General features: G+C 52.1%; 21 protein-coding genes and 1 tRNA gene. 8 read left to right on the forward strand and 14 right to left on the reverse strand.

The annotated features are described in order from the left end of the window. Window positions 1-9 precede the first annotated feature (9 nt). Window positions 10-222, reverse strand: coding sequence for a cold shock protein CspG (cspG, locus tag A7Z06_RS14780; protein ID WP_000066493.1), 213 nt, complete (start codon window positions 220-222; stop codon window positions 10-12). A gap of 285 nt (window positions 223-507) precedes the next feature. On the opposite strand from cspG, the gene cspH reads away from it, so the two are divergent. After that, the gene (gene cspH, locus A7Z06_RS14785) at window positions 508-720 is read left to right on the forward strand and encodes a cold shock-like protein CspH (protein WP_000087767.1); all 213 of its coding nucleotides are present in this window, start codon (window positions 508-510) and stop codon (window positions 718-720) included. Here the strand turns inward: cspH and A7Z06_RS14790 are convergent. From A7Z06_RS14790 to hyaA, 10 genes are all read right to left on the reverse strand, one after another. Further along, the gene (locus A7Z06_RS14790) at window positions 708-2,018 is read right to left on the reverse strand and encodes an AppA family phytase/histidine-type acid phosphatase (protein WP_094185018.1); all 1,311 of its coding nucleotides are present in this window, start codon (window positions 2,016-2,018) and stop codon (window positions 708-710) included. The two genes, cspH and A7Z06_RS14790, sit on opposite strands and share 13 nt — an antisense overlap. An 87-nt stretch (window positions 2,019-2,105) precedes the next feature. Continuing rightward, window positions 2,106-2,198, reverse strand: coding sequence for a cytochrome bd-II oxidase subunit CbdX (cbdX, locus tag A7Z06_RS14795; RefSeq protein WP_000270307.1), 93 nt, complete (start codon window positions 2,196-2,198; stop codon window positions 2,106-2,108). Window positions 2,199-2,211: 13 nt separating this feature from the next. Continuing rightward, window positions 2,212-3,348 carry a cytochrome d ubiquinol oxidase subunit II gene (gene appB, locus A7Z06_RS14800; RefSeq protein ID WP_032225462.1) on the reverse strand — a complete coding sequence of 379 codons (1,137 nt, stop codon included), beginning with the start codon at window positions 3,346-3,348 and terminating at the stop codon, window positions 2,212-2,214. Window positions 3,349-3,359: 11 nt separating this feature from the next. Further along, a complete protein-coding gene (gene appC / locus A7Z06_RS14805) occupies window positions 3,360-4,904 on the reverse strand; it encodes a cytochrome bd-II oxidase subunit 1 (RefSeq protein ID WP_000263590.1) in 1,545 nt (514 codons plus the stop codon). 134 nt (window positions 4,905-5,038) lie between these two features. Further along, window positions 5,039-5,896: a hydrogenase expression/formation protein gene (locus A7Z06_RS14810; RefSeq protein WP_105279479.1), complete on the reverse strand. Its 858-nt coding sequence runs from the start codon at window positions 5,894-5,896 to the stop codon at window positions 5,039-5,041. Then, window positions 5,893-6,291, reverse strand: a complete 399-nt coding sequence (gene hyaE / locus A7Z06_RS14815) for a hydrogenase-1 operon protein HyaE (protein WP_000606443.1) — start codon at window positions 6,289-6,291, stop codon at window positions 5,893-5,895. The genes A7Z06_RS14810 and hyaE overlap by 4 nt, the downstream gene beginning before the upstream one ends. Beyond that, window positions 6,288-6,875 (reverse strand): hydrogenase 1 maturation protease, encoded by a 588-nt coding sequence (gene hyaD / locus A7Z06_RS14820; protein WP_000003650.1) that lies wholly within the window; start codon window positions 6,873-6,875, stop codon window positions 6,288-6,290. The genes hyaE and hyaD overlap by 4 nt, the downstream gene beginning before the upstream one ends. After that, window positions 6,872-7,582 carry a Ni/Fe-hydrogenase b-type cytochrome subunit gene (gene hyaC, locus A7Z06_RS14825; protein ID WP_001156754.1) on the reverse strand — a complete coding sequence of 237 codons (711 nt, stop codon included), beginning with the start codon at window positions 7,580-7,582 and terminating at the stop codon, window positions 6,872-6,874. Before hyaC ends, hyaD begins: the two co-directional genes overlap by 4 nt. 18 nt (window positions 7,583-7,600) lie before the next feature. After that, on the reverse strand, window positions 7,601-9,394 hold the full coding sequence (gene hyaB / locus A7Z06_RS14830) for a Ni/Fe-hydrogenase large subunit (protein ID WP_000107374.1): 1,794 nt from the start codon (window positions 9,392-9,394) through the stop codon (window positions 7,601-7,603). Beyond that, window positions 9,391-10,509 (reverse strand): hydrogenase 1 small subunit, encoded by a 1,119-nt coding sequence (gene hyaA / locus A7Z06_RS14835; RefSeq protein WP_010344442.1) that lies wholly within the window; start codon window positions 10,507-10,509, stop codon window positions 9,391-9,393. Before hyaA ends, hyaB begins: the two co-directional genes overlap by 4 nt. 405 nt (window positions 10,510-10,914) lie before the next feature. Here hyaA and A7Z06_RS14845 point away from each other — a divergent pair. The 3 genes from A7Z06_RS14845 to tusE all read left to right on the forward strand — a co-directional run bounded on the left by A7Z06_RS14845 (window position 10,915) and on the right by tusE (window position 12,289). Next, window positions 10,915-11,002: transfer RNA gene (locus A7Z06_RS14845), tRNA-Ser, on the forward strand. Between the two features lie 207 nt (window positions 11,003-11,209). Continuing rightward, the gene (yccA, locus tag A7Z06_RS14850; protein ID WP_097755233.1) at window positions 11,210-11,869 is read left to right on the forward strand and encodes an FtsH protease modulator YccA; all 660 of its coding nucleotides are present in this window, start codon (window positions 11,210-11,212) and stop codon (window positions 11,867-11,869) included. A gap of 90 nt (window positions 11,870-11,959) precedes the next feature. After that, on the forward strand, window positions 11,960-12,289 hold the full coding sequence (gene tusE / locus A7Z06_RS14855) for a sulfurtransferase TusE (protein WP_000904442.1): 330 nt from the start codon (window positions 11,960-11,962) through the stop codon (window positions 12,287-12,289). Here the strand turns inward: tusE and yccX are convergent. Further along, window positions 12,286-12,564 (reverse strand): acylphosphatase, encoded by a 279-nt coding sequence (gene yccX / locus A7Z06_RS14860; protein ID WP_105279480.1) that lies wholly within the window; start codon window positions 12,562-12,564, stop codon window positions 12,286-12,288. The genes tusE and yccX overlap by 4 nt on opposite strands. A gap of 93 nt (window positions 12,565-12,657) precedes the next feature. Between yccX and rlmI the strand changes: the two genes are divergently transcribed. Continuing rightward, the gene (gene rlmI, locus A7Z06_RS14865) at window positions 12,658-13,848 is read left to right on the forward strand and encodes a 23S rRNA (cytosine(1962)-C(5))-methyltransferase RlmI (protein ID WP_000116321.1); all 1,191 of its coding nucleotides are present in this window, start codon (window positions 12,658-12,660) and stop codon (window positions 13,846-13,848) included. A gap of 57 nt (window positions 13,849-13,905) precedes the next feature. Further along, the gene (hspQ, locus tag A7Z06_RS14870; RefSeq protein WP_001295356.1) at window positions 13,906-14,223 is read left to right on the forward strand and encodes a heat shock protein HspQ; all 318 of its coding nucleotides are present in this window, start codon (window positions 13,906-13,908) and stop codon (window positions 14,221-14,223) included. A 44-nt stretch (window positions 14,224-14,267) separates the two neighbouring features. Here hspQ and A7Z06_RS14875 read toward each other — a convergent pair whose 3' ends face one another. Further along, a complete protein-coding gene (locus A7Z06_RS14875; protein ID WP_010344453.1) occupies window positions 14,268-14,681 on the reverse strand; it encodes a CoA-binding protein in 414 nt (137 codons plus the stop codon). A 172-nt stretch (window positions 14,682-14,853) separates the two neighbouring features. Here A7Z06_RS14875 and A7Z06_RS14880 point away from each other — a divergent pair, with 172 nt between their 5' ends. Together A7Z06_RS14880 and mgsA are read left to right on the forward strand one after the other, a co-directional pair. Beyond that, window positions 14,854-15,516: a DUF2057 family protein gene (locus A7Z06_RS14880; protein WP_000847775.1), complete on the forward strand. Its 663-nt coding sequence runs from the start codon at window positions 14,854-14,856 to the stop codon at window positions 15,514-15,516. Between the two features lie 95 nt (window positions 15,517-15,611). Beyond that, window positions 15,612-16,070, forward strand: coding sequence for a methylglyoxal synthase (gene mgsA / locus A7Z06_RS14885; RefSeq protein ID WP_000424180.1), 459 nt, complete (start codon window positions 15,612-15,614; stop codon window positions 16,068-16,070). A gap of 31 nt (window positions 16,071-16,101) precedes the next feature. Here mgsA and helD read toward each other — a convergent pair whose 3' ends face one another. Further along, window positions 16,102-18,156: a DNA helicase IV gene (helD, locus tag A7Z06_RS14890; RefSeq protein WP_105279481.1), complete on the reverse strand. Its 2,055-nt coding sequence runs from the start codon at window positions 18,154-18,156 to the stop codon at window positions 16,102-16,104. Window positions 18,157-18,276: the final 120 nt, after the last annotated feature.

Genomic DNA, 18,276 nt, shown 5'->3' on the forward strand with positions numbered 1-18,276 from the left:
ACGGCAACCTTAGAGCGTAACAACGTTCGCTGCCGAGGGACCACGTTGCCCCTGCTCAATAGAAAATTCGACTTTCTGATTTTCATTCAGCGTGCGGAATTCATTGCTCTGGATGGCGGTGAAATGAACGAAAACGTCCTTGCTGCCATCATCAGGAGTGATAAAGCCAAAACCTTTATCTGCGTTAAACCATTTTACTAAACCAGTCATTTTATTAGACATATTTTACTTCCTTCATTTTGAGCCTTTCGGCAAACAGGGCTTTATTACAGAAACTACTTAGTGTTCAGGAGAGAGACTCAAAAGAAGGGGATAATGCCTGATAATGAGAACTGCTTTAGTAAACTACTTTGTATGCTGTCTGTCTTTCAAACCGACGCAGCTATTAACGCATGATAAATATGATTAAGCAAATTTTATTTTAGCCGTCCGGCGGTCTTAAATATCGCTGGCTTTATTTTATTAACACCGTATAGTGCGGCGCAGTATTTTTAGTAAGGAATTTGTTTGTCCCGTAAAATGACAGGAATTGTCAAAACCTTTGATCGCAAAAGCGGCAAAGGATTCATCATCCCCTCCGACGGTCGTAAAGAAGTCCAGGTTCATGTTTCCGCATTCAGTCCCCGCGACGCAGAAGTGCTCATCCCAGGATTACGCGTAGAATTTTGCCGCGTAAATGGCCTGCGAGGACCAACAGCGGCAAATGTTTATTTATCCTGATGTAAACTACATGCCGGAATACGCGCTTCATTCACTATTTGCGTAAAATCCGCCAGTGAACACATGCCCTGAGCGTTTCTCTCCTCACATTCTGCCAGTGTCAGTTTTACCTCTCCAGGCGGCGTTTTTAGCGATAGCGGCGTTTTATCACGCATCTGTTGCAAGGTCTGGAATACCAGCGAAACCTGAATCCATTGACTGTTATCACTTAGCCGCCGCCAGCGTTCAAATACCAGTTCACCACCCGGCGGGGTGTTATCCGGTTGACCCGGCAGCGTCCAGTTAAGCTTCAGTGCCCCCCCCAGATTCGCCAGGTTGGTATCATGCCCGGCAATAAACAACAGTGAAGTCGGCAGCGTAATTCCATAGTTCGATTTTTGCGGGTTGTTTGGCGTCAACGCCGTCAGAACTAAATCCAACAGCGGTGTGGCACGACGACGAGCCACATCCGGGGTACGTTGCAGCAAATAAAACTGCGCATTATGCAGGCTTAACAAGGTGTTCCACTGATGTGAATCAGTAATTCGTCCCCAGCCAGGCTCCGGCATTCCCTGTGCTTGTTGCAGGAGAAATATCTCCGTCAGCATGGATGCGAGGCTTACCGCACCCGTTAATGAGACGTTATCAGCACTCACCTTGAGTTCAGAGGGCAATGCCTGCGTGAACGAACAGCTTTCGTCTTGTTTATCTCGTTTGAGGCACAGACTTGATTGCGGAAAATTGAGTACCCGCTCCAGTTCGTGAAATGCCGTTTGCCGATGATCGGTAAAATCAACGAGAGAGCCGCCTGCCCTGCTGAGAATCGCCTCAGTCACGTTCACTTTATCCAGTTGGCAAACACCGGTTTTCAGGGGATTAAATAACGGATCGGGACGGGAAGTGTCTGACTGAGTATGTACGGTTATTGCACAGTCGGGAGCCAGCCCGGCAGCAAAGGCTTCGCCTGTTTTACGAGTGCGCTCGTCAACATCGGCAATAATCGCGACCTGCCCAGCTTTCGGGCAACCATTTTTTGCCAGCAAACCGTCAGCCACCAGGCGTTGGCGTTGGTAATGTCCGAGATAAGAGATCAGCTCACCGCCTCGTGGTGTCAGCCAACCCAGTTTCACCGGCCAGCCAGGCCAGGTGTCTGGAGTAACGTCCTGCATGATTTGCGTAGATTTGGTGGGTGCTCGCACACCATGACGGCTGACAATCACCACACTTTCCAGCTTCAGTTCCGGCGCCCCCTGAGCAAATGCAGGTAGCGGAGTTAACGGAAGCAAAAGAGAAAAAAAGGGGATCAAAATCGCTTTCATCGCCAGGTTTCCGTTTTTCATGTTTCGCATTATTGCCTGATGCGACGTTGATGCGTCTCATCAGGCCTACGTTTGTTGTGCGTCAAATCAACCTTTCAGACGCGGTTCCAGCCATACCAACACCACGGTGGAGAGTGAACACATCAACAAAATTCCGACGAACCACAATAAATACCACATTGATCATCCCTCCTTAGTACAGCTCACTATCGTGACGGCGAAGCGTTTCAGTTGTCATGCGCCCCCACATTTTGTAGTAGCTCCATACAGTGTAGAGCAACACAATAGGCAAAAATATCAGCACAATTACTAACATAATGCTCAACGTCAACTGACTGGAGGTGCTGTCCCACAGCGTCAGGCTGGAGATCGGACTGATGCTCGAAGGCATGACAAACGGAAACAGCGTGATGCCCGCCGTGAAGATAACGCCAAATTGCATCAATGAGGCCAGCAGAAATCCCCAACCGGGGCGACCCCGATAAATAGCCATCACCGTCAGTAATGGGCAGAAAAAACCCAGCAGCGGGAAGATCCACAAAATCGGCGATTCAACAAAATTATTCATCCAGGCACCGGGCAGTACTGTAACCAGTTTCATTAACGGATTGGACGGGCCGTTAACATCCTGGGCGAGCAATACAAAGCCATCAATACCCACCCACAGCCAGTACCCCGCCAGCAAAAAGCACAGCATGACCAACAGCGCAGCGCGTTTGGTCGCCAGTTGCGAACGCAGGTGAATAGCTCCGACCGTTTTTAGTTGCAACCAGACGCCACCTTGTAAAATCACCATGCCCAGACTGAGCAAACCACACAGTAATGGGAACGGTGTCAGCAATTGCCAGAAAGAACCGAGGTACTCCACGCGTAATTGCGGCGTGAAGACAAACGGCACGCCAAGTAACAAATTGCCGAACGCGATACCGAAGACCACCGGCGGCACCAGGCTACCGATGACCAGACCGGCATCCCACATTTTACGCCAGCGCGCATCAGCGATTTTTCCACGATAATCAAAAGCCAGCGGGCGAAAGAACAGCGAGCACAGCACCAGAATCATCGCCACATAAAAGCCGGAAAACGCCGCTGCATAGACTCTGGGCCAGGCGGCAAATAATGCACCGCCCGCAAGAATCAACCAGACCTGGTTGCCTTCCCAGTGTGCGCCAACGCTGTTAATCAATACCCGACGTTCATCATCATTACGCGCCACCAGCGGCAACAGACAGCCAATCCCCATGTCAAATCCATCGGAGATCATAAAGACCACCAGGATGACGCCAATCAGCAGCCACCAGATGAAGCGCAATGTTTCATAATCAAACATGATTCTCTCCTTTACCCCTGTTGCTGCGTCGGTTGTTCACTCTGCATCGCGCTCGGCCCCAGACGGGCATATTTCTGCATCAGGTAGACTTCGGCGATTAAGAACAGGGTATAAAGCCCTACGATCATGATCAGTGAGAAAGCCAGTTGTCCCGTGGTTAACGCGGAGTGCGCGGAGTATGTCGGTAAGATGTCCTGAATCGCCCACGGCTGACGACCAAACTCGGTCATAAACCACCCGGCTTCAATGGCAATCCACGGCAGCGGCAAACTCCAGAGCGCCATTTTCAGCACCCAACGATGCTGGTCAATTTTGCCACGCAGCGTCTGAACGAGCGCAATCAGCATTACCAGTAACAGCAGCGAACCGCAGCCCACCATGATGCGGAAACTCCAGAACACCGGCGCAACCTGTGGAATAGCGCCACGCATTGCTGCCTGATACTGCGCCGGTGTGACATGATTCATATCCGGCGCATAGCGGGAGAGCAACATGCCGTAACCAAGGTCGCTTTCCAACTCCCGGAATGCCTGCAACACATGCGGCTCCCGGTTACCTTGCGAGATCTCCTGCATCAGCAGCCAGGCCATACGTCCGCGTTGCAATCGTGGGTAGGTTTCAGCCATCAAATTTTTCAGCCCCGGAACGGGCTTATCTAATGAGTGAGTGGCGAGGATCCCTAACAGTGCGGGAATTTTGATGGCAAAGGCATTACGTTCTTGATCCTGTTCCGGCCAGGCAACGAGATGGAACGGCGCAGGTGCGGGTTCGGTTTGCCACTCCCCTTCCATTGCGGCCAGTTTTACCGGCTGAACGCGTGCGACTTCATAAGCAGAACTGTCTCCAAGTTGCAGCGCGCCGATTATCGCCAGTGTGCCAAAGACCGAACCGATGGCGAACGAACGTAGCGCAACATCACGCTCCCGTCCGCGCAGTAAATACCAGGCGCTGATCGCCATAATAAACATGGCCCCGGTCACATAGCCCGCCATCACCGTATGGACAAATTTCACCTGGCTGACAGGGTTAAAAACCAGATCGCTGAAACTGGTCATCTCCATACGCAGGGTGTCGATATCGAAATGCGCGCCGGTCGGGAACTGCATCCACCCGTTGGCATTCAAAATCCACAATGCGGAGATATTGGAACCGAATGCCACCAGCCAGGTCACCAGCAGATGCTGGTATTTATTCAGCCGTTGCCAGCCGAAGAAGAACAGACCGACAAAGGTGGATTCGAGGAAAAAGGCCATTAATGCTTCCATCGCCAGCGGTGCGCCAAAAATGTCGCCCACATAGTTGGAATAGAATGACCAGTTAGTACCAAACTGAAACTCCATCGTCAGGCCGGTGGCCACACCGAGAGCGAAGTTGATACCGAAGAGCTTACCCCAGAAACGCGTCATATCGCGGTAGACTGTTTTGCCGGTGACCACGTAAATGGTTTCCATGATAGCCAGCAAAAAAATCAGCCCCAGGGTAAGGGGCACGAATAAAAAGTGGTACAGCGCGGTCAGTGCAAACTGCCAGCGCGATAAATCAATAACATCCCACATGCGAACTCCTGTAGGCGAAGAGAGGGAAATAACCCTTTAATAGTAGATCTCCCTTTTTATCCTTACAGTTTGTAGGTGGTCGTATTCGCTGATTGCGATATTCATAAGACTGAAAGCGACATTTGCCGCCGTTTTCACTGTTGCTCGTTTTCCACCAGCCACTGACACACCTCGCCCAACCGCTGCGCAGAATCAGCCAAATCTTCCGGCGCTGCCAGCACAACTTCCGGTATAGGGCAGATTTCATAACTCTCAAGCAGCGGGCCTTTTAGGGTGTCCGTGCAACGTAAATGCCAGACATGGCGTAACCCGGTGGCGTTGATATAGCTCTCGCCATAGCCAATGGTGCGAATCTGAATATTCCCCGCCCCGCAAAGGCGCGAGAGAAAAAGCCGGTCAGCCTCGCTGATGGGCAATTGCGTCAGGTTAATACTGTGCGGCTGCGTGTCAGGGTTACGCACATGCGCCAGCAATTCATGAGCCAGCGGCAGTCCGTTCATCAGGCCATCGATGGGTGGCGGTAACAGCGAATCTGTCGGCAAGACGTTTTGCGTTGCCGCCTGCCACAAAGGCAGCGGCGCGCAGCCAGTCTCCAGACGGTCTTCCAGTAACTGCTCTCCGCGACGTCTGCGCACTCGCCATAATCCGCAAAAAATTGCCTCCTGAATTTCACTTTCACTGCCATCAACGTGTTGGATGCGAACTGACACTTCCCCTTCCCCGAGAAGCGTATTGATAAAGTGGCGATCGTAAGCGTTGAGATTGAACAGATCGACTGCCAGTACCTCGCCCAAAGGGGGGATACGTTGGCTTAGCTGTTGTTGCAGTTCGTTTAACAGCACAATCACCTGCGGGCTATGTGCACACTGTTCCAGTGCCGCCATGCTCGGTTCATCATTCACCTGGCAGGTGATCGGCAGCGGATTCATACTGAAACTGTCGTCATCAGGTTGCGTTCCTGGCCCCAGTAAATGGAAAAAAGTGTCACTCATGAGGCACGCTCCTGTTGCGGTTCGACAAGCCCACGCATCAGGTTTATCAACTCCGTCCATGGGTGAATACCATTCAGCACGCCGCGATAGCTACCGCCGGTAAACACCAGTGTGGCGGGAAAGCGAAAAACACCAAAGCGATCGCCGATAGCCTCGCTCTGCGCAAGATCGGCTACCGCCACCTGCCACGCATAGTCTGGAAATTCGCGCAATAATTCGCCAATTATTATCGGATTATCACCGACCTCCGGCGTGCGTTTCGGATCGCTGCTTAACAGCACTACGCCGTCTGGTGCCTGCGATAACCAGTCATCAAGGCTGGATTCTGTGACAGGTGTCCAGCCGCGCGCCAGCATACGCTGCCACAACGCATTAAAAGGAGAGTCATTGATCATCCCTGCTCCTCCAGGCTCATCCGGTACTGGCGTAAGCGAACGCCTTCATAATTTTCCATCGACAGACAGTCATAGTTGAGACAGCGTGATTCCTCTGCCAGATGCGGCACGATTCCCCACTCTGCCAGTTGCGCCAGCGCCAACTGTTCTGCTGCTGGCAGTTGTTCACGTGCCAGTTCGCTCAGGCTGCCACCGTAGTCGTCGAGCATTGCCGGTTGCAGCCCGACCAGGGCGATTTGTTCAGGCAAATGTCCACGAATATCCGCCAGCGCCAGCACTTCGGAGAAACTGTTCTGGTGCAGACTCATTTTCTTTGCGCTAAGGTATGCCGGAATGCGCTCTCCGGCATATGTTCGTAGCGTTCCTGGCTCCAGCCCATAATCAATGGCATCGAGGATCAACAAGTGACTGGCGCTTTCAACGTAGCCCAACAAATTCAGCCCCTGAGTGCCGCCATCGACAATCTCCACGTTTTCGGGCCAGTGATAATGTGCATATAGCCGTTCCGCCACCCGCACGCCGAAACCTTCATCGGCCCATAGCAGGTTGCCCAGCCCCATCACCACCACGCGCTGCTCGCTCATGAACGCTCCTTGCTGCTTTTGACTTTAAAAAACTTGTGGCTGCGGTAACCGTTCACCATCGTGGAGATCACCGTGTCATCAGACATGATGTCTTCACGCAGCGCCATATAGACATGACCGATCACAAACGCACCAATTAGCCACATCCCCAGCCGATGCCAGCTGTGAATGTCCAGCGAGTTGCCGCCCGTCCAGTAGAAAAACTCCACTACATAACGGAACGGCGCGAAAATGGCATACTGGCTGTGTTCGCTGAACAGCGCAAAACCGGTGACGATCATAAAGACCGACATCAGGAAATAGCCGAACATCGCCGCCTGGGCGATGGGGTTATGACCGATGTCGGCACTCGGGCGTTTTGCCAGAAACAGATACCAGCGGATTTCATACCACACGCCCAGCCACCAGCTTTTACGCCATACCGGCACAATGAAAAGCTCGCGTGAATAGCGATTACCCACGAACGCCCAGTAAATCCGCATCAGCAATATCACGGTAAAAATCATTCCGGCGCTGAAGTGAATTAACCTGATGTAGCCCATATAGAACAGATACGTCGCCTCGCCGCTGACCGAAGGCAGCGGCTTACCGATAAAGTAACCGGTGACCATCAACACCGCCATGCATAACACCGTCAGCCAGTGCCAGATACGGACTGGCGCTTCAAAGACATAGTGGCTGACAACGTTGTCGCTTTTCTCTTGCATGATGATTCTCCTTCGCTGTTAACGCACCTGCACGGAGATAAGCTCGCTACCGTCGTCGCCCAGCACGTGTGTTGAACAGGCGAGGCACGGGTCAAAGCTGTGCAGAGTACGCAGGATCTCCAGCGGTTGCTCGGGGATCGCCATTTTGGTGTTCATCAGCGCCGCTTCATATGCGCCAATCTGCCCTTTGGGATCGCGCGGGCTGGCGTTCCAGGTGGTCGGCACCACGCACTGGTAGAGATCAATCTTGCCATCGCGAATGGCGGCCCAGTGACCTAACGCCCCGCGCGGCGCTTCGGTAAAGCCGACGCCACGGCACTCTTTCGGCCAGGTCGCAGGCTCCCATTTTTCAGTGGAGGCAGTGGCGAGATTGCCGTTTTTCAGGTTGGTCATCAGCTTGTCGAAGAAGTACTGCAACTTACCTGCGGCCCACTGCGCTTCGTGCGCGCGGCACAGAATGCGGCCTAACGTTGACTGGATGCCAGAAAGCGGCAGGTTCAGCGCCGACATCATGCGATCGACCGACTCAACGGTCGCAGCATCGCCTTTGTGGTAGGCGATTAACGTGCGCGCCAGCGGCCCCACTTCCATCGCATGACCGCGCCAGCGTGGCGCTTTGATCCACGAGTAACGTTCCTGTTCATTCAGCTGCTGAATGTTGGTGTCGCTACCTTTAACATCGCCCGGGTTGTACCACGGGTCGGTAATACCATCAAAAGGATGACGCCCAACCTGATCGTTGGGATACCGATACCAGGCGTGATCGACAAACTCCTGCACCTGCTGCGGATCAACCAAATCCACTGGCAGCACATTGTTGAAGTCGCCATTGATTACCGCACCACCAGGCATCAGCAGACTTTTCTCGCCAAAGTCGTTGGCAATATCCGGGAATGCGCCGTAGCTAAGGACGCATTTATCAGAAAGACCAGTGCCGATTTCACTCCACGGTTTGTTGAACTGACCGATGGCTAAGGCGTCGGGGATCATCACGTTGTTAATGAAGTCCGCCGTGCGGGTAATGATCGACTGAACCAGGTTCAGGCGTTCCATATTAACCGCCCCGACCGCGCCGCTTTCGTCAATGTTAATGGCGCACGGCATCCCGCCGACAATCCAGTTCGGATGCGGGTTTTTACCACCAAAAACGGCGTGAATTTTGACGATCTCCCGCTGGAAATCGAGGGCTTCGAGATAGTGGGCAAAGCCCATCAGGTTGGCTTCCGGCGGCAGTTTGTACTGCGGGTGCCCCCAGTAGCCATTGCGGAAGATCCCCAACTGCCCGCCTTCAACAAATTTCTTCAGGCGGTTTTGTACGTCGAAGAAATAGCCAGGGGATGATTTCGGCCACGAGGAGAGGCTTTGCGCCAGTTCTGACGTTTTCCGTGGGTCGGCTTTCAGCGCATCTAACACATCTATCCAGTCCATCCCGGCGAGCTGATAGAAGTGCACCAGATGGTCGTGGCACCAGAGCGTCGCCAGCATAATATTACGGATGATATTGGCGTTGTCCGGCACTTTAATGCCGATGGCATCCTCAATTGCATAGACCGAAGCCAGAGCGTGTACACCAGTGCAGACGCCGCAGATACGCTCAACGAACGCCCACGCATCACGCGGATCGCGGCCTTGCAGGATGATCTCCAGCCCGCGAAACATAGTGCCGCAGGAAACAGCATTGGTGATCACATTCTGATCGTTAATATTCACTTCGCAGCGCATATGACCTTCGATGCGCGTAATCGGGTCGACCACCAGGCGGCGTCCGGCATTGTTGATGGTGTATCCCTGAGTTTCGTACTGAGTGCTCATGCCTGTTTATCCTCGTTGCCCGGCTGTTGTTCGGCTTCTGCAAGTTGCTGGTTATGACGTCTGCGCTGGTCAACGGCGCTGGCGACTGCATGTACGCCAACAGCCGCAGCCACGACACCAAGCGCGGTTAAGCCCACGGTATCGGCGGTAGAGTGCGTTCCCATCTGCGGAATATCGACCACGCGGCTATAGAACGAACCGCGATCCCAGAAACCATTTTCAGAACAGCCCAGGCAGCCATGACCAGACTGGATTGGGAAAGAAACGCCATCATTCCAGCGTGTGGAGGAACAGGCGTTATAGGTGGTAGGCCCTTTGCAGCCCATTTTGTACAGGCAGTAACCTTTACGCGCGGCGTCATCATCCCAACTCTGGACGAACTCTCCGGCATCAAAGTGAGCGCGGCGATAGCATTTATCGTGGATTCGCTGGCCGTAGAACATCAGCGGACGCCCCATTCTGTCGACATCCGGCAGACGATCGAATGTCACCATGTAAGTAATGATGGCGCTCATCACATCCGGGATCGGCGGGCAGCCGGGCACTTTAATGATCGGTTTGTCGGTGATGACTTTGTCGATGGGGGTGGCCTGCGTCGGATTGGGTCGGGCGGCTTGCACACAGCCCCAGGACGCACAGGTGCCCCAGGCAATAATTGCACTGGCTCCGGCAGCTGCACGTTTGAGTTTCTCAATAAACGGTCGACCGCTACTGATACAGAACATCCCCTGCTCGCCCAGCGGCGGGTTACCTTCTACTGCGAGGATATATTTGCCGTTGTATTGCGTGATGATGTCTTCAAAGACTTCCTCTGCCTGAGTGCCTGCAGCAGCCATCAGAGTATCGTCGTAGTCGAGAGAAATAAGGGAAAGAATGACATCCTTCGCCAGCGGATGAGCAGAACGGATAAAAGATTCGGTACAGCAGGTGCATTCAAGACCGTGGATCCACACCACTGGAATGCGCGGTTTATTCTCCAGCGCCCAGGCAATCTTTGGTGCCATCCCCGCGCCTAATCCCAGCGACGTGGCAGCCAGACTGCAATATTTAAGAAAACTTCGCCGGGTAACCCCCTGACGTCGCATAGCCTGGTAAAAGGTTTCCTCGTTATTCATATAGCACGTCTCTTCTCCTTGCGACACCGACTGGAGTGCCGGGCGCTTTTGGTCGGCAAGCGACGTCCCTGGAGCAAGGCAAACCATCGCTTCACGAGAGAGACAGAAAACGAAAGCTCATCCTTCTGCACTGGCGCACGTCGCCAGAAAGTATTGTTAATAAAGCGTAGTGAAACTTTTGCACAAAACAACACAGAGTGTGTGGATTTATCTTTTAGCGATAAAAATGAACCTTATTTTCCTTAAGGTTTGCCGCAGGAAGGTTATGAAGCGATTTTTATGGCGATGGAATGCGCAAATTGCTGTTATTTCACGCAATCAACACGATTTTGTCTGTTTTTCAGGCAAACAAACACATTGGGGGTTTACACGACGCATCGGGATGTTTATAGTTCGCGTCATTCCGGAAGTGTGGCCGAGCGGTTGAAGGCACCGGTCTTGAAAACCGGCGACCCGAAAGGGTTCCAGAGTTCGAATCTCTGCGCTTCCGCCAAATAAGATAAGGGGTTAGCTAAATGCTAACCCCTTTTTCTTTTACCTGTCAAAATCGCCATGCTGTTATGTCATCCCCAATGGCTTACTCTGTCTTTGCTAAACCTGTTCCAGATCAAATGCGTAAAGATGGGTAAAACCTCTGGGTAGCTTTCGGCAATATCATTATGCTGCTTTATTAATTACACCTGTCATAGAGAGTGACTCCATGGATCGTATAGTTAGTTCTTCACATGACCGTACATCGCTACTTAGCACCCATAAGGTGCTGCGTAATACCTATTTCTTGCTGAGCCTGACGCTGGCCTTTTCTGCGATTACCGCGACGGCCAGTACGGTTCTGATGCTACCATCTCCGGGTCTGATTCTGATGCTGGTAGGTATGTATGGTTTGATGTTCCTGACCTATAAAACGGCGAATAAGCCGACCGGGATTATCTCCGCGTTCGCCTTTACCGGTTTTCTGGGTTATATCCTCGGCCCGATTCTGAACACCTATCTGTCTGCCGGAATGGGCGACGTAATCGCTATGGCACTGGGCGGCACGGCGTTAGTGTTCTTCTGCTGCTCTGCCTATGTGCTGACCACCCGCAAAGATATGTCGTTCCTCGGCGGTATGCTGATGGCGGGTATTGTGGTGGTACTGATTGGAATGGTAGCGAATATCTTCCTGCAACTGCCTGCCCTGCATCTGGCAATCAGTGCGGTATTCATTCTGATCTCCTCTGGCGCAATTCTGTTTGAAACCAGCAACATCATTCATGGCGGTGAAACGAACTACATTCGTGCCACGGTTAGCCTGTATGTGTCGCTGTACAACATCTTCGTCAGCCTGCTGAGCATTCTGGGCTTCGCCAGCCGCGATTAATCTCACCCGCTAACACTTTCATAGCCTCGCTTTATGCGGGGCTTTGTTTTTTGTTACACTGCCGCCAGTCTGATTAAGGTAGTAATAATTATGCTGATCTTCGAAGGTAAAGAGATAGAGACCGATACCGAAGGCTATCTCAAAGAAAGCAGCCAGTGGAGTGAGCCGCTGGCAGTGGTGATTGCAGAGAACGAAGGGATTTCGCTGTCGCCAGAACACTGGGAAGTGGTACGTTTTGTGCGTGACTTCTACCTGGAATTTAATACTTCTCCGGCAATTCGTATGCTGGTAAAAGCGATGGCGAATAAATTTGGCGAAGAAAAAGGTAACAGCCGATATTTATACCGACTGTTTCCGAAAGGTCCGGCTAAGCAAGCCACCAAAATTGCTGGCCTGCCAAAACCGGTAAAATGTATTTAACGGATACAAAAATCGGTTAATTCCCCCGAGGGATGATGCGGCTCGCTGAGCACCCGTTCCACACGCGCAGAAAGCGGGCCGCCACTCTTTAACCACTGCATTAATTTTTCCACCTGCCCTTCTTCACCGCAGGCAACCACTTCCACGCTGCCATCGTCAAGATTTTTGGCGTACCCGGTTAATCCCAGTTTTTTCGCTTCGTACTGCGTGGTATAGCGAAAGCCTACCCCCTGAACTCGCCCGAAAACCCAGGCAATTATGCATACTTTCGACATCACCGCTCTCCTTATTCTTATAGCTGCGTTGCAAATCCATGGAAAACTCCGGACAATGGCGCCCATTTCTTTGCATCGACAGAATAGTAAATTATGAGTGTACGTTTAGTGTTAGCCAAAGGGCGCGAAAAATCATTACTTCGTCGCCATCCGTGGGTCTTTTCCGGGGCCGTTGCCCGCATGGAAGGTAAAGCCAGCCTCGGTGAAACCATCGATATTGTTGATCATCAGGGAAAATGGTTAGCACGCGGCGCTTATTCGCCGGCTTCGCAAATCCGCGCTCGCGTCTGGACTTTCGATCCTTCGGAATCCATCGACATTGCCTTTTTCACCCGACGCTTACAACAGGCGCAAAAGTGGCGCGACTGGCTGGCGCAAAAAGATGGCCTCGATAGCTATCGTTTAATTGCCGGTGAGTCTGATGGCCTGCCGGGTATAACTATCGATCGTTTCGGTAATTTTCTGGTGCTGCAACTGCTGAGTGCTGGCGCAGAATATCAGCGGGCGGCATTGATCAGCGCCCTGCAAACGCTATACCCGGAATGTGCGATTTACGATCGCAGCGACGTCGCGGTACGTAAAAAAGAAGGGATGGAGCTGACCCAGGGCCCCGTCACCGGCGAGTTGCCGCCTGCCCTGCTGCCGATTGAAGAACACGGTATGAAGCTGCTGGTGGACATTCAGCACGGGCACAAAACGGGCTACTACCTGGATCAGCGTGACAGCCGCCTGGCAACCCGCCGCTACGTTGAAAATAAACGCGTACTGAACTGTTTCTCCTATACCGGTGGTTTCGCGGTATCGGCATTAATGGGCGGTTGCAGCAACGTTGTTAGCGTTGATACCTCCCAGGAAGCACTGGACATTGCACGGCAGAACGTTGAGCTGAACAAACTGGATCTGAGCAAGGCAGAGTTCGTGCGTGATGACGTCTTTAAATTGCTGCGAACTTATCGCGATCGCGGGGAGAAATTTGACGTTATCGTGATGGATCCGCCGAAGTTTGTTGAGAACAAAAGCCAGTTGATGGGCGCCTGCCGGGGCTATAAAGACATCAACATGCTGGCGATTCAGTTGCTGAATGAGGGCGGTGTTCTCCTGACGTTCTCCTGTTCAGGCCTGATGACCAGCGATTTATTTCAGAAAATCATCGCGGATGCCGCAATTGATGCCGGTCGTGATATACAATTTATAGAGCAGTTCCGTCAGGCAGCCGATCATCCGGTGATCGCTACCTACCCGGAAGGGCTATATCTGAAAGGGTTTGCCTGTCGCGTCATGTAACTTGAAATGTGGAATTTTACCCTTATATCAAAGGTGAAGATTTCCCGGGAGGTGACTATGATTGCCAGCAAATTCGGTATCGGCCAGCAGGTCCGCCATTCCCTGTTAGGTTATCTCGGAGTGGTCGTGGATATCGACCCGGTTTATTCGCTCTCTGAACCGTCGCCTGATGAGCTGGCGGTGAACGATGAGCTTCGCGCCGCTCCGTGGTATCACGTGGTGATGGAGGATGACAACGGCCTACCGGTTCATACCTACCTGGCTGAAGCCCAGCTAAGTAGCGAATTGCAGGATGAACATCCTGAACAGCCATCCATGGATGAGCTGGCGCAGACCATCCGCAAACAACTCCAGGCGCCGCGTCTGCGTAACTAACCCCCATACAAATACCCGGAAGGCAAAAACCTTCCGGGTATTTTTTATTTAGCCAGCCCCAGGCGAGGGAGCTCAATTGCCGGGCAGCGATCCATGACTACCTGTAACCCGGCATCACGTGCCAGTACAGCCGCTTGCTCATTAATCACCCCTAGCTGCATCCATAAGGTTTTCGCACCAATGGCGATAGCTTCCTGCGCCACGCCCCACGCGGCTTCCGAATTACGGAAAACATCGACCATATCGACTTTTTCCGGAACCTCTGCCAGCGTGCCGTAGCCCTGCTGACCCAGCAGCGTTTTACCGGCGACTTTAGGTGAGACCGGAATAACGTGATAGCCCTGATCAAGCAAGTATTTCATCACGCGATAACTTGGACGGTCGGGTTTATCACTTGCCCCTACCAGCGCAATGGTATGAGTGGACGTTAAAATGGCTGCAATATCGGTCTCTTTCATCATTTCCTCCAGACTATTTATCAAAGTGTACGACAATCCCAACATACCAACCATGCAGCTAATACGAATGAATGAGAGCAAAAGCGGAAAACATGTCTATATGTTAGTAAGTATGATTAAAGAAAAATTTTGATACATTATTATTCAGGCGGTCATTAGACAGGAGCTATCTATGAAAACCGGCATTTTGACCACCTTGATTGCATTATGTTTGCCGGTATCCGTTTTTGCCACCACGCTACGGCTGTCCAGCGATATTGATCTTCTGGTACTCGACGGCAAAAAGGTTTCAAGCTCTCTGTTACGCGGAGCGGATAGCATTGAACTGGATAATGGACCGCATCAGTTAGTGTTTCGCGTCGAGAAGACTATCCATCTTTCCAGTAGTGAAGAACGGCTTTATATCTCCCCGCCGCTGGTCGTCAGTTTTAATACACAGCTCATTAGCCAGGTGAACTTTCGCCTGCCACGCCTGGAGAATGAACGGGAGGCCAATCATTTCGACACAACGCCGCGCCTTGAATTGTTAGATGGCGATGCGACGCCGATTCCGGTAAAGCTGGATATTCTGGCTATTACTTCAACCGCAAAAACGATTGATTATGAAGTCGAGGTCGAGCGTTATAACAAATCCGCGAAACGCGCTTCTCTACCGCAATTTGCCACCATGATGGCAGATGACAGTACACTGCTCTCTGGTGTTTCCGAACTGGATGCCATCCCACCACAGTCCCAGGTGCTCACTGAACAACGGCTGAAGTATTGGTTTAAACTGGCAGATCCGCAAACGCGCAATAACTTCCTGCAATGGGCGGAAAAACAACCATCTTCCTGAGATTTTTGTGCCTGTGCGCAGGCTTTTTCGGTCTTTATCTTGCAGCGATAAGTGCTTACAGTAATCTGTAGGAAAGTTAACTATGGATGTAAATTATGGAACTGACGACTCGCACTTTACCAGCGCGGAAACATATTGCGCTGGTGGCACACGATCACTGTAAACAAATGCTCATGAGCTGGGTGGAACGGCATCAACCATTACTGGAACAGCACGAGCTTTATGCGACGGGCACCACGGGTAACTTAATTTCCCGCGCTACCGGTATGAATGTTAACGCCATGTTGAGCGGCCCAATGGGCGGTGACCAGCAGGTGGGCGCACTGATTTCGGAAGGAAAAATTGATGTGCTGATTTTCTTCTGGGATCCATTAAACGCCGTACCGCACGATCCTGACGTGAAAGCGTTACTGCGACTGGCGACGGTGTGGAACATTCCGGTCGCTACCAACGTGGCAACGGCAGATTTCATCATCCAGTCGCCGCATTTCAACGACGCGGTCGATATTCTGATCCCCGATTATCAGCGTTATCTCGCAGAACGCCTGAAGTAATATTGCACAGGTGGCAAACGCCACCTGTTTCTTACGGTTTTCTCGCCACCGGCACATCCAGATTTTTCAGTATTTCCACAAAGGGAGAGGGATTCTCTTTGTTAAACAGTGCCCATACCCGATGGCGTGCGCGGGTCAGCGCCACGTACATTAACCGCCGTTCTTCAGCGTCCGGGAAATCCTCAACCGGTGGCAGTAGCGCCTCTTCCATAATCGACTCCCGCGCCGCAGCCGGAAAACCATCACTCCCCTCCTGCAAGCCAACGATGATGACGTAATCCGCCTGTTGCCCTTTGCTGGCATGAATAGTCATAAAGTCGATTTGCAACTTCGGCCAGCGTGTTGCCGCTTTTTCCAGGCTGGCAGGCCTCATGTGGTGATAACGCGCCAGAACCAGAATGCGCTCTTCCGGTTTGGCATAACCAGAGAGCTTATCCAGCAAAGCGTCAAGCTGGCTCTCATCCAATAACGTGACGGCTTTTTTGTCTCCATTGGTTAAGCTATTTAGCGGCTTTTTCAACTGACTTGGGTTCTGCTGAATAAACCGGTTTGCCACCTCACCGATACGACTGTTAAAACGGTAAGTCGTGTCTAAATCACAGCGATCGCCTTCACCAAAGTTTTCATGGAAAGCCGTGGTGAGCGACATTTGCGCGCCACTGAAGCGGTAAATCGCCTGCCAGTCATCGCCAACGGCAAACAACGTCGTCTGGCTGTTTTGCTTGCGTAATGCCGCTAACAACGCTGCGCGCTGCGGCGAGATATCCTGAAATTCATCAACCAGAATATGCTTCCAGGGGCTGATAAAGCGACCTTTCTCCAGAATCACAATCGCCTGGTGAATAAGGCCCGAAAAATCGACGGCGTTTTCTGCCTTCAGCGCACCTTTCCAGGCTTTTAATAACGGGGCCATCAACTTGATACGTTTACTGAACAGATCGCGAATCTCTTCGGGCGCGCTGGCAATCATTTCTGCCTGTGCACCGCCGTGCATCCGCATCAGACTTACCCAGCGATCGAGGCGTGAGGCAAGACGACGCTGTAATTTTTCATCATCCCAGAAGTTACCTTCTGGCACTGACCACTGCATTTCTTCCGTCAGCCATTGCCGCCAGCCCTTCGCCTGCGCTTTCTTCTCGCTGCATTGCTTGCGCCACTCAGCAATAAAGAGTTCATGTCGGGCAGCGGTGTCATTTTCCAGTTTGCTGACTGTGGGTACTTTTTTGCTACATTGCTGAATAATATGTAGCGCCAGTGAATGAAACGTGCGTGCGGTAATGTCTTCGGTATGTAACCGGTCGCGAATACGCTCGTCCATCTCTTCAGCGGCTTTGCGACCAAACGCCAGCAATAAAATTTGCTCAGGGGACGCTTCACCACGCGCCAGCAACCAGCCTGCACGCGCTACCAGCACCGATGTTTTACCGCTTCCTGCGCCTGCCAGCACTAACAGAGAATGTTCGCCATTAACGACTGCCCGAGCCTGCGCCGGATTAAGCGGTGAAGATTCAACCTGACGGAAAAAATCCGCATACTCATTAAGCATGGTTTCGGTATACGCCTGATTATGCTGCAACCGAGCGCCTTCAATATCTTTCAACCAGGCCTGACATTTGCGCCACGCCTCACGGCAGTTATCGAATTCTTCCAGTCGATTAACCGGCAACGGCAACGCCGACAAAGCCTGGCGGATTTGTTGCTGCACGCCAGAAGTTTGCTCCCGCGTCAGCCATTTATTATCGTTGGTGCGTGCGGCGATAAGATCCAATTGCTGCTGTAATACGCCAGCCGCAATTTCGCTCATCTCCTCGCTCCAGCGCCGCCAGTGAGCATCAAGATGGCGGTGAAAACGCTGCGTCTCACCCCATTCGGTGCCGTGCAGACGCACTACTTTTTCATCAGGCAGTACAAATTCCAGCTCACCCCATACCAGACCGCGCTTGCAGTGAATTGCCAGTAATTGATTGAAAGGAATGAGATATTCGTGACGATCGCCGGAGACTTTTATCCCGGCATTGAGGATCACCGCCCGATCATAAGGGTGCTGTGCCAGACGTTTGCCAAGAGTTGTCGCTTTCAGTTCCATGACTCTGTAGATCCACACGATGTTATTTCTTATCAGTGTAACCGTCAGAGAAAACGTGCTCCAGCCCAAAAAAACGTTACAATTGCCGCCCATTACTGAAAACCACAGTAAAGCGAGGTT

Source organism: Escherichia sp. MOD1-EC6819 (assembly GCF_002965765.1).
GTDB classification, from domain to species: Bacteria; Pseudomonadota; Gammaproteobacteria; order Enterobacterales; family Enterobacteriaceae; genus Escherichia; species Escherichia ruysiae.

Coding starts and splice junctions, on each gene's coding strand:
- cbdX (WP_000270307.1), bottom strand. CDS start 2,198: ATGTGGTATTTATTGTGGTTCGTCGGAATTTTGTTGATGTGTTCACTC.
- yccA (WP_097755233.1), top strand. CDS start 11,210: ATGGATCGTATAGTTAGTTCTTCACATGACCGTACATCGCTACTTAGC.
- cspG (WP_000066493.1), bottom strand. CDS start 222: ATGTCTAATAAAATGACTGGTTTAGTAAAATGGTTTAACGCAGATAAA.
- hyaB (WP_000107374.1), bottom strand. CDS start 9,394: ATGAGCACTCAGTACGAAACTCAGGGATACACCATCAACAATGCCGGA.
- A7Z06_RS14875 (WP_010344453.1), bottom strand. CDS start 14,681: ATGAAAGAGACCGATATTGCAGCCATTTTAACGTCCACTCATACCATT.
- appC (WP_000263590.1), bottom strand. CDS start 4,904: ATGTGGGATGTTATTGATTTATCGCGCTGGCAGTTTGCACTGACCGCG.
- hyaD (WP_000003650.1), bottom strand. CDS start 6,875: ATGAGCGAGCAGCGCGTGGTGGTGATGGGGCTGGGCAACCTGCTATGG.
- A7Z06_RS14880 (WP_000847775.1), top strand. CDS start 14,854: ATGAAAACCGGCATTTTGACCACCTTGATTGCATTATGTTTGCCGGTA.
- rlmI (WP_000116321.1), top strand. CDS start 12,658: ATGAGTGTACGTTTAGTGTTAGCCAAAGGGCGCGAAAAATCATTACTT.
- appB (WP_032225462.1), bottom strand. CDS start 3,348: ATGTTTGATTATGAAACATTGCGCTTCATCTGGTGGCTGCTGATTGGC.
- A7Z06_RS14790 (WP_094185018.1), bottom strand. CDS start 2,018: ATGAAAGCGATTTTGATCCCCTTTTTTTCTCTTTTGCTTCCGTTAACT.
- yccX (WP_105279480.1), bottom strand. CDS start 12,564: ATGTCGAAAGTATGCATAATTGCCTGGGTTTTCGGGCGAGTTCAGGGG.
- hyaA (WP_010344442.1), bottom strand. CDS start 10,509: ATGAATAACGAGGAAACCTTTTACCAGGCTATGCGACGTCAGGGGGTT.
- mgsA (WP_000424180.1), top strand. CDS start 15,612: ATGGAACTGACGACTCGCACTTTACCAGCGCGGAAACATATTGCGCTG.
- hyaC (WP_001156754.1), bottom strand. CDS start 7,582: ATGCAAGAGAAAAGCGACAACGTTGTCAGCCACTATGTCTTTGAAGCG.
- hyaE (WP_000606443.1), bottom strand. CDS start 6,291: ATGATCAATGACTCTCCTTTTAATGCGTTGTGGCAGCGTATGCTGGCG.
- hspQ (WP_001295356.1), top strand. CDS start 13,906: ATGATTGCCAGCAAATTCGGTATCGGCCAGCAGGTCCGCCATTCCCTG.
- A7Z06_RS14810 (WP_105279479.1), bottom strand. CDS start 5,896: ATGAGTGACACTTTTTTCCATTTACTGGGGCCAGGAACGCAACCTGAT.
- helD (WP_105279481.1), bottom strand. CDS start 18,156: ATGGAACTGAAAGCGACAACTCTTGGCAAACGTCTGGCACAGCACCCT.
- tusE (WP_000904442.1), top strand. CDS start 11,960: ATGCTGATCTTCGAAGGTAAAGAGATAGAGACCGATACCGAAGGCTAT.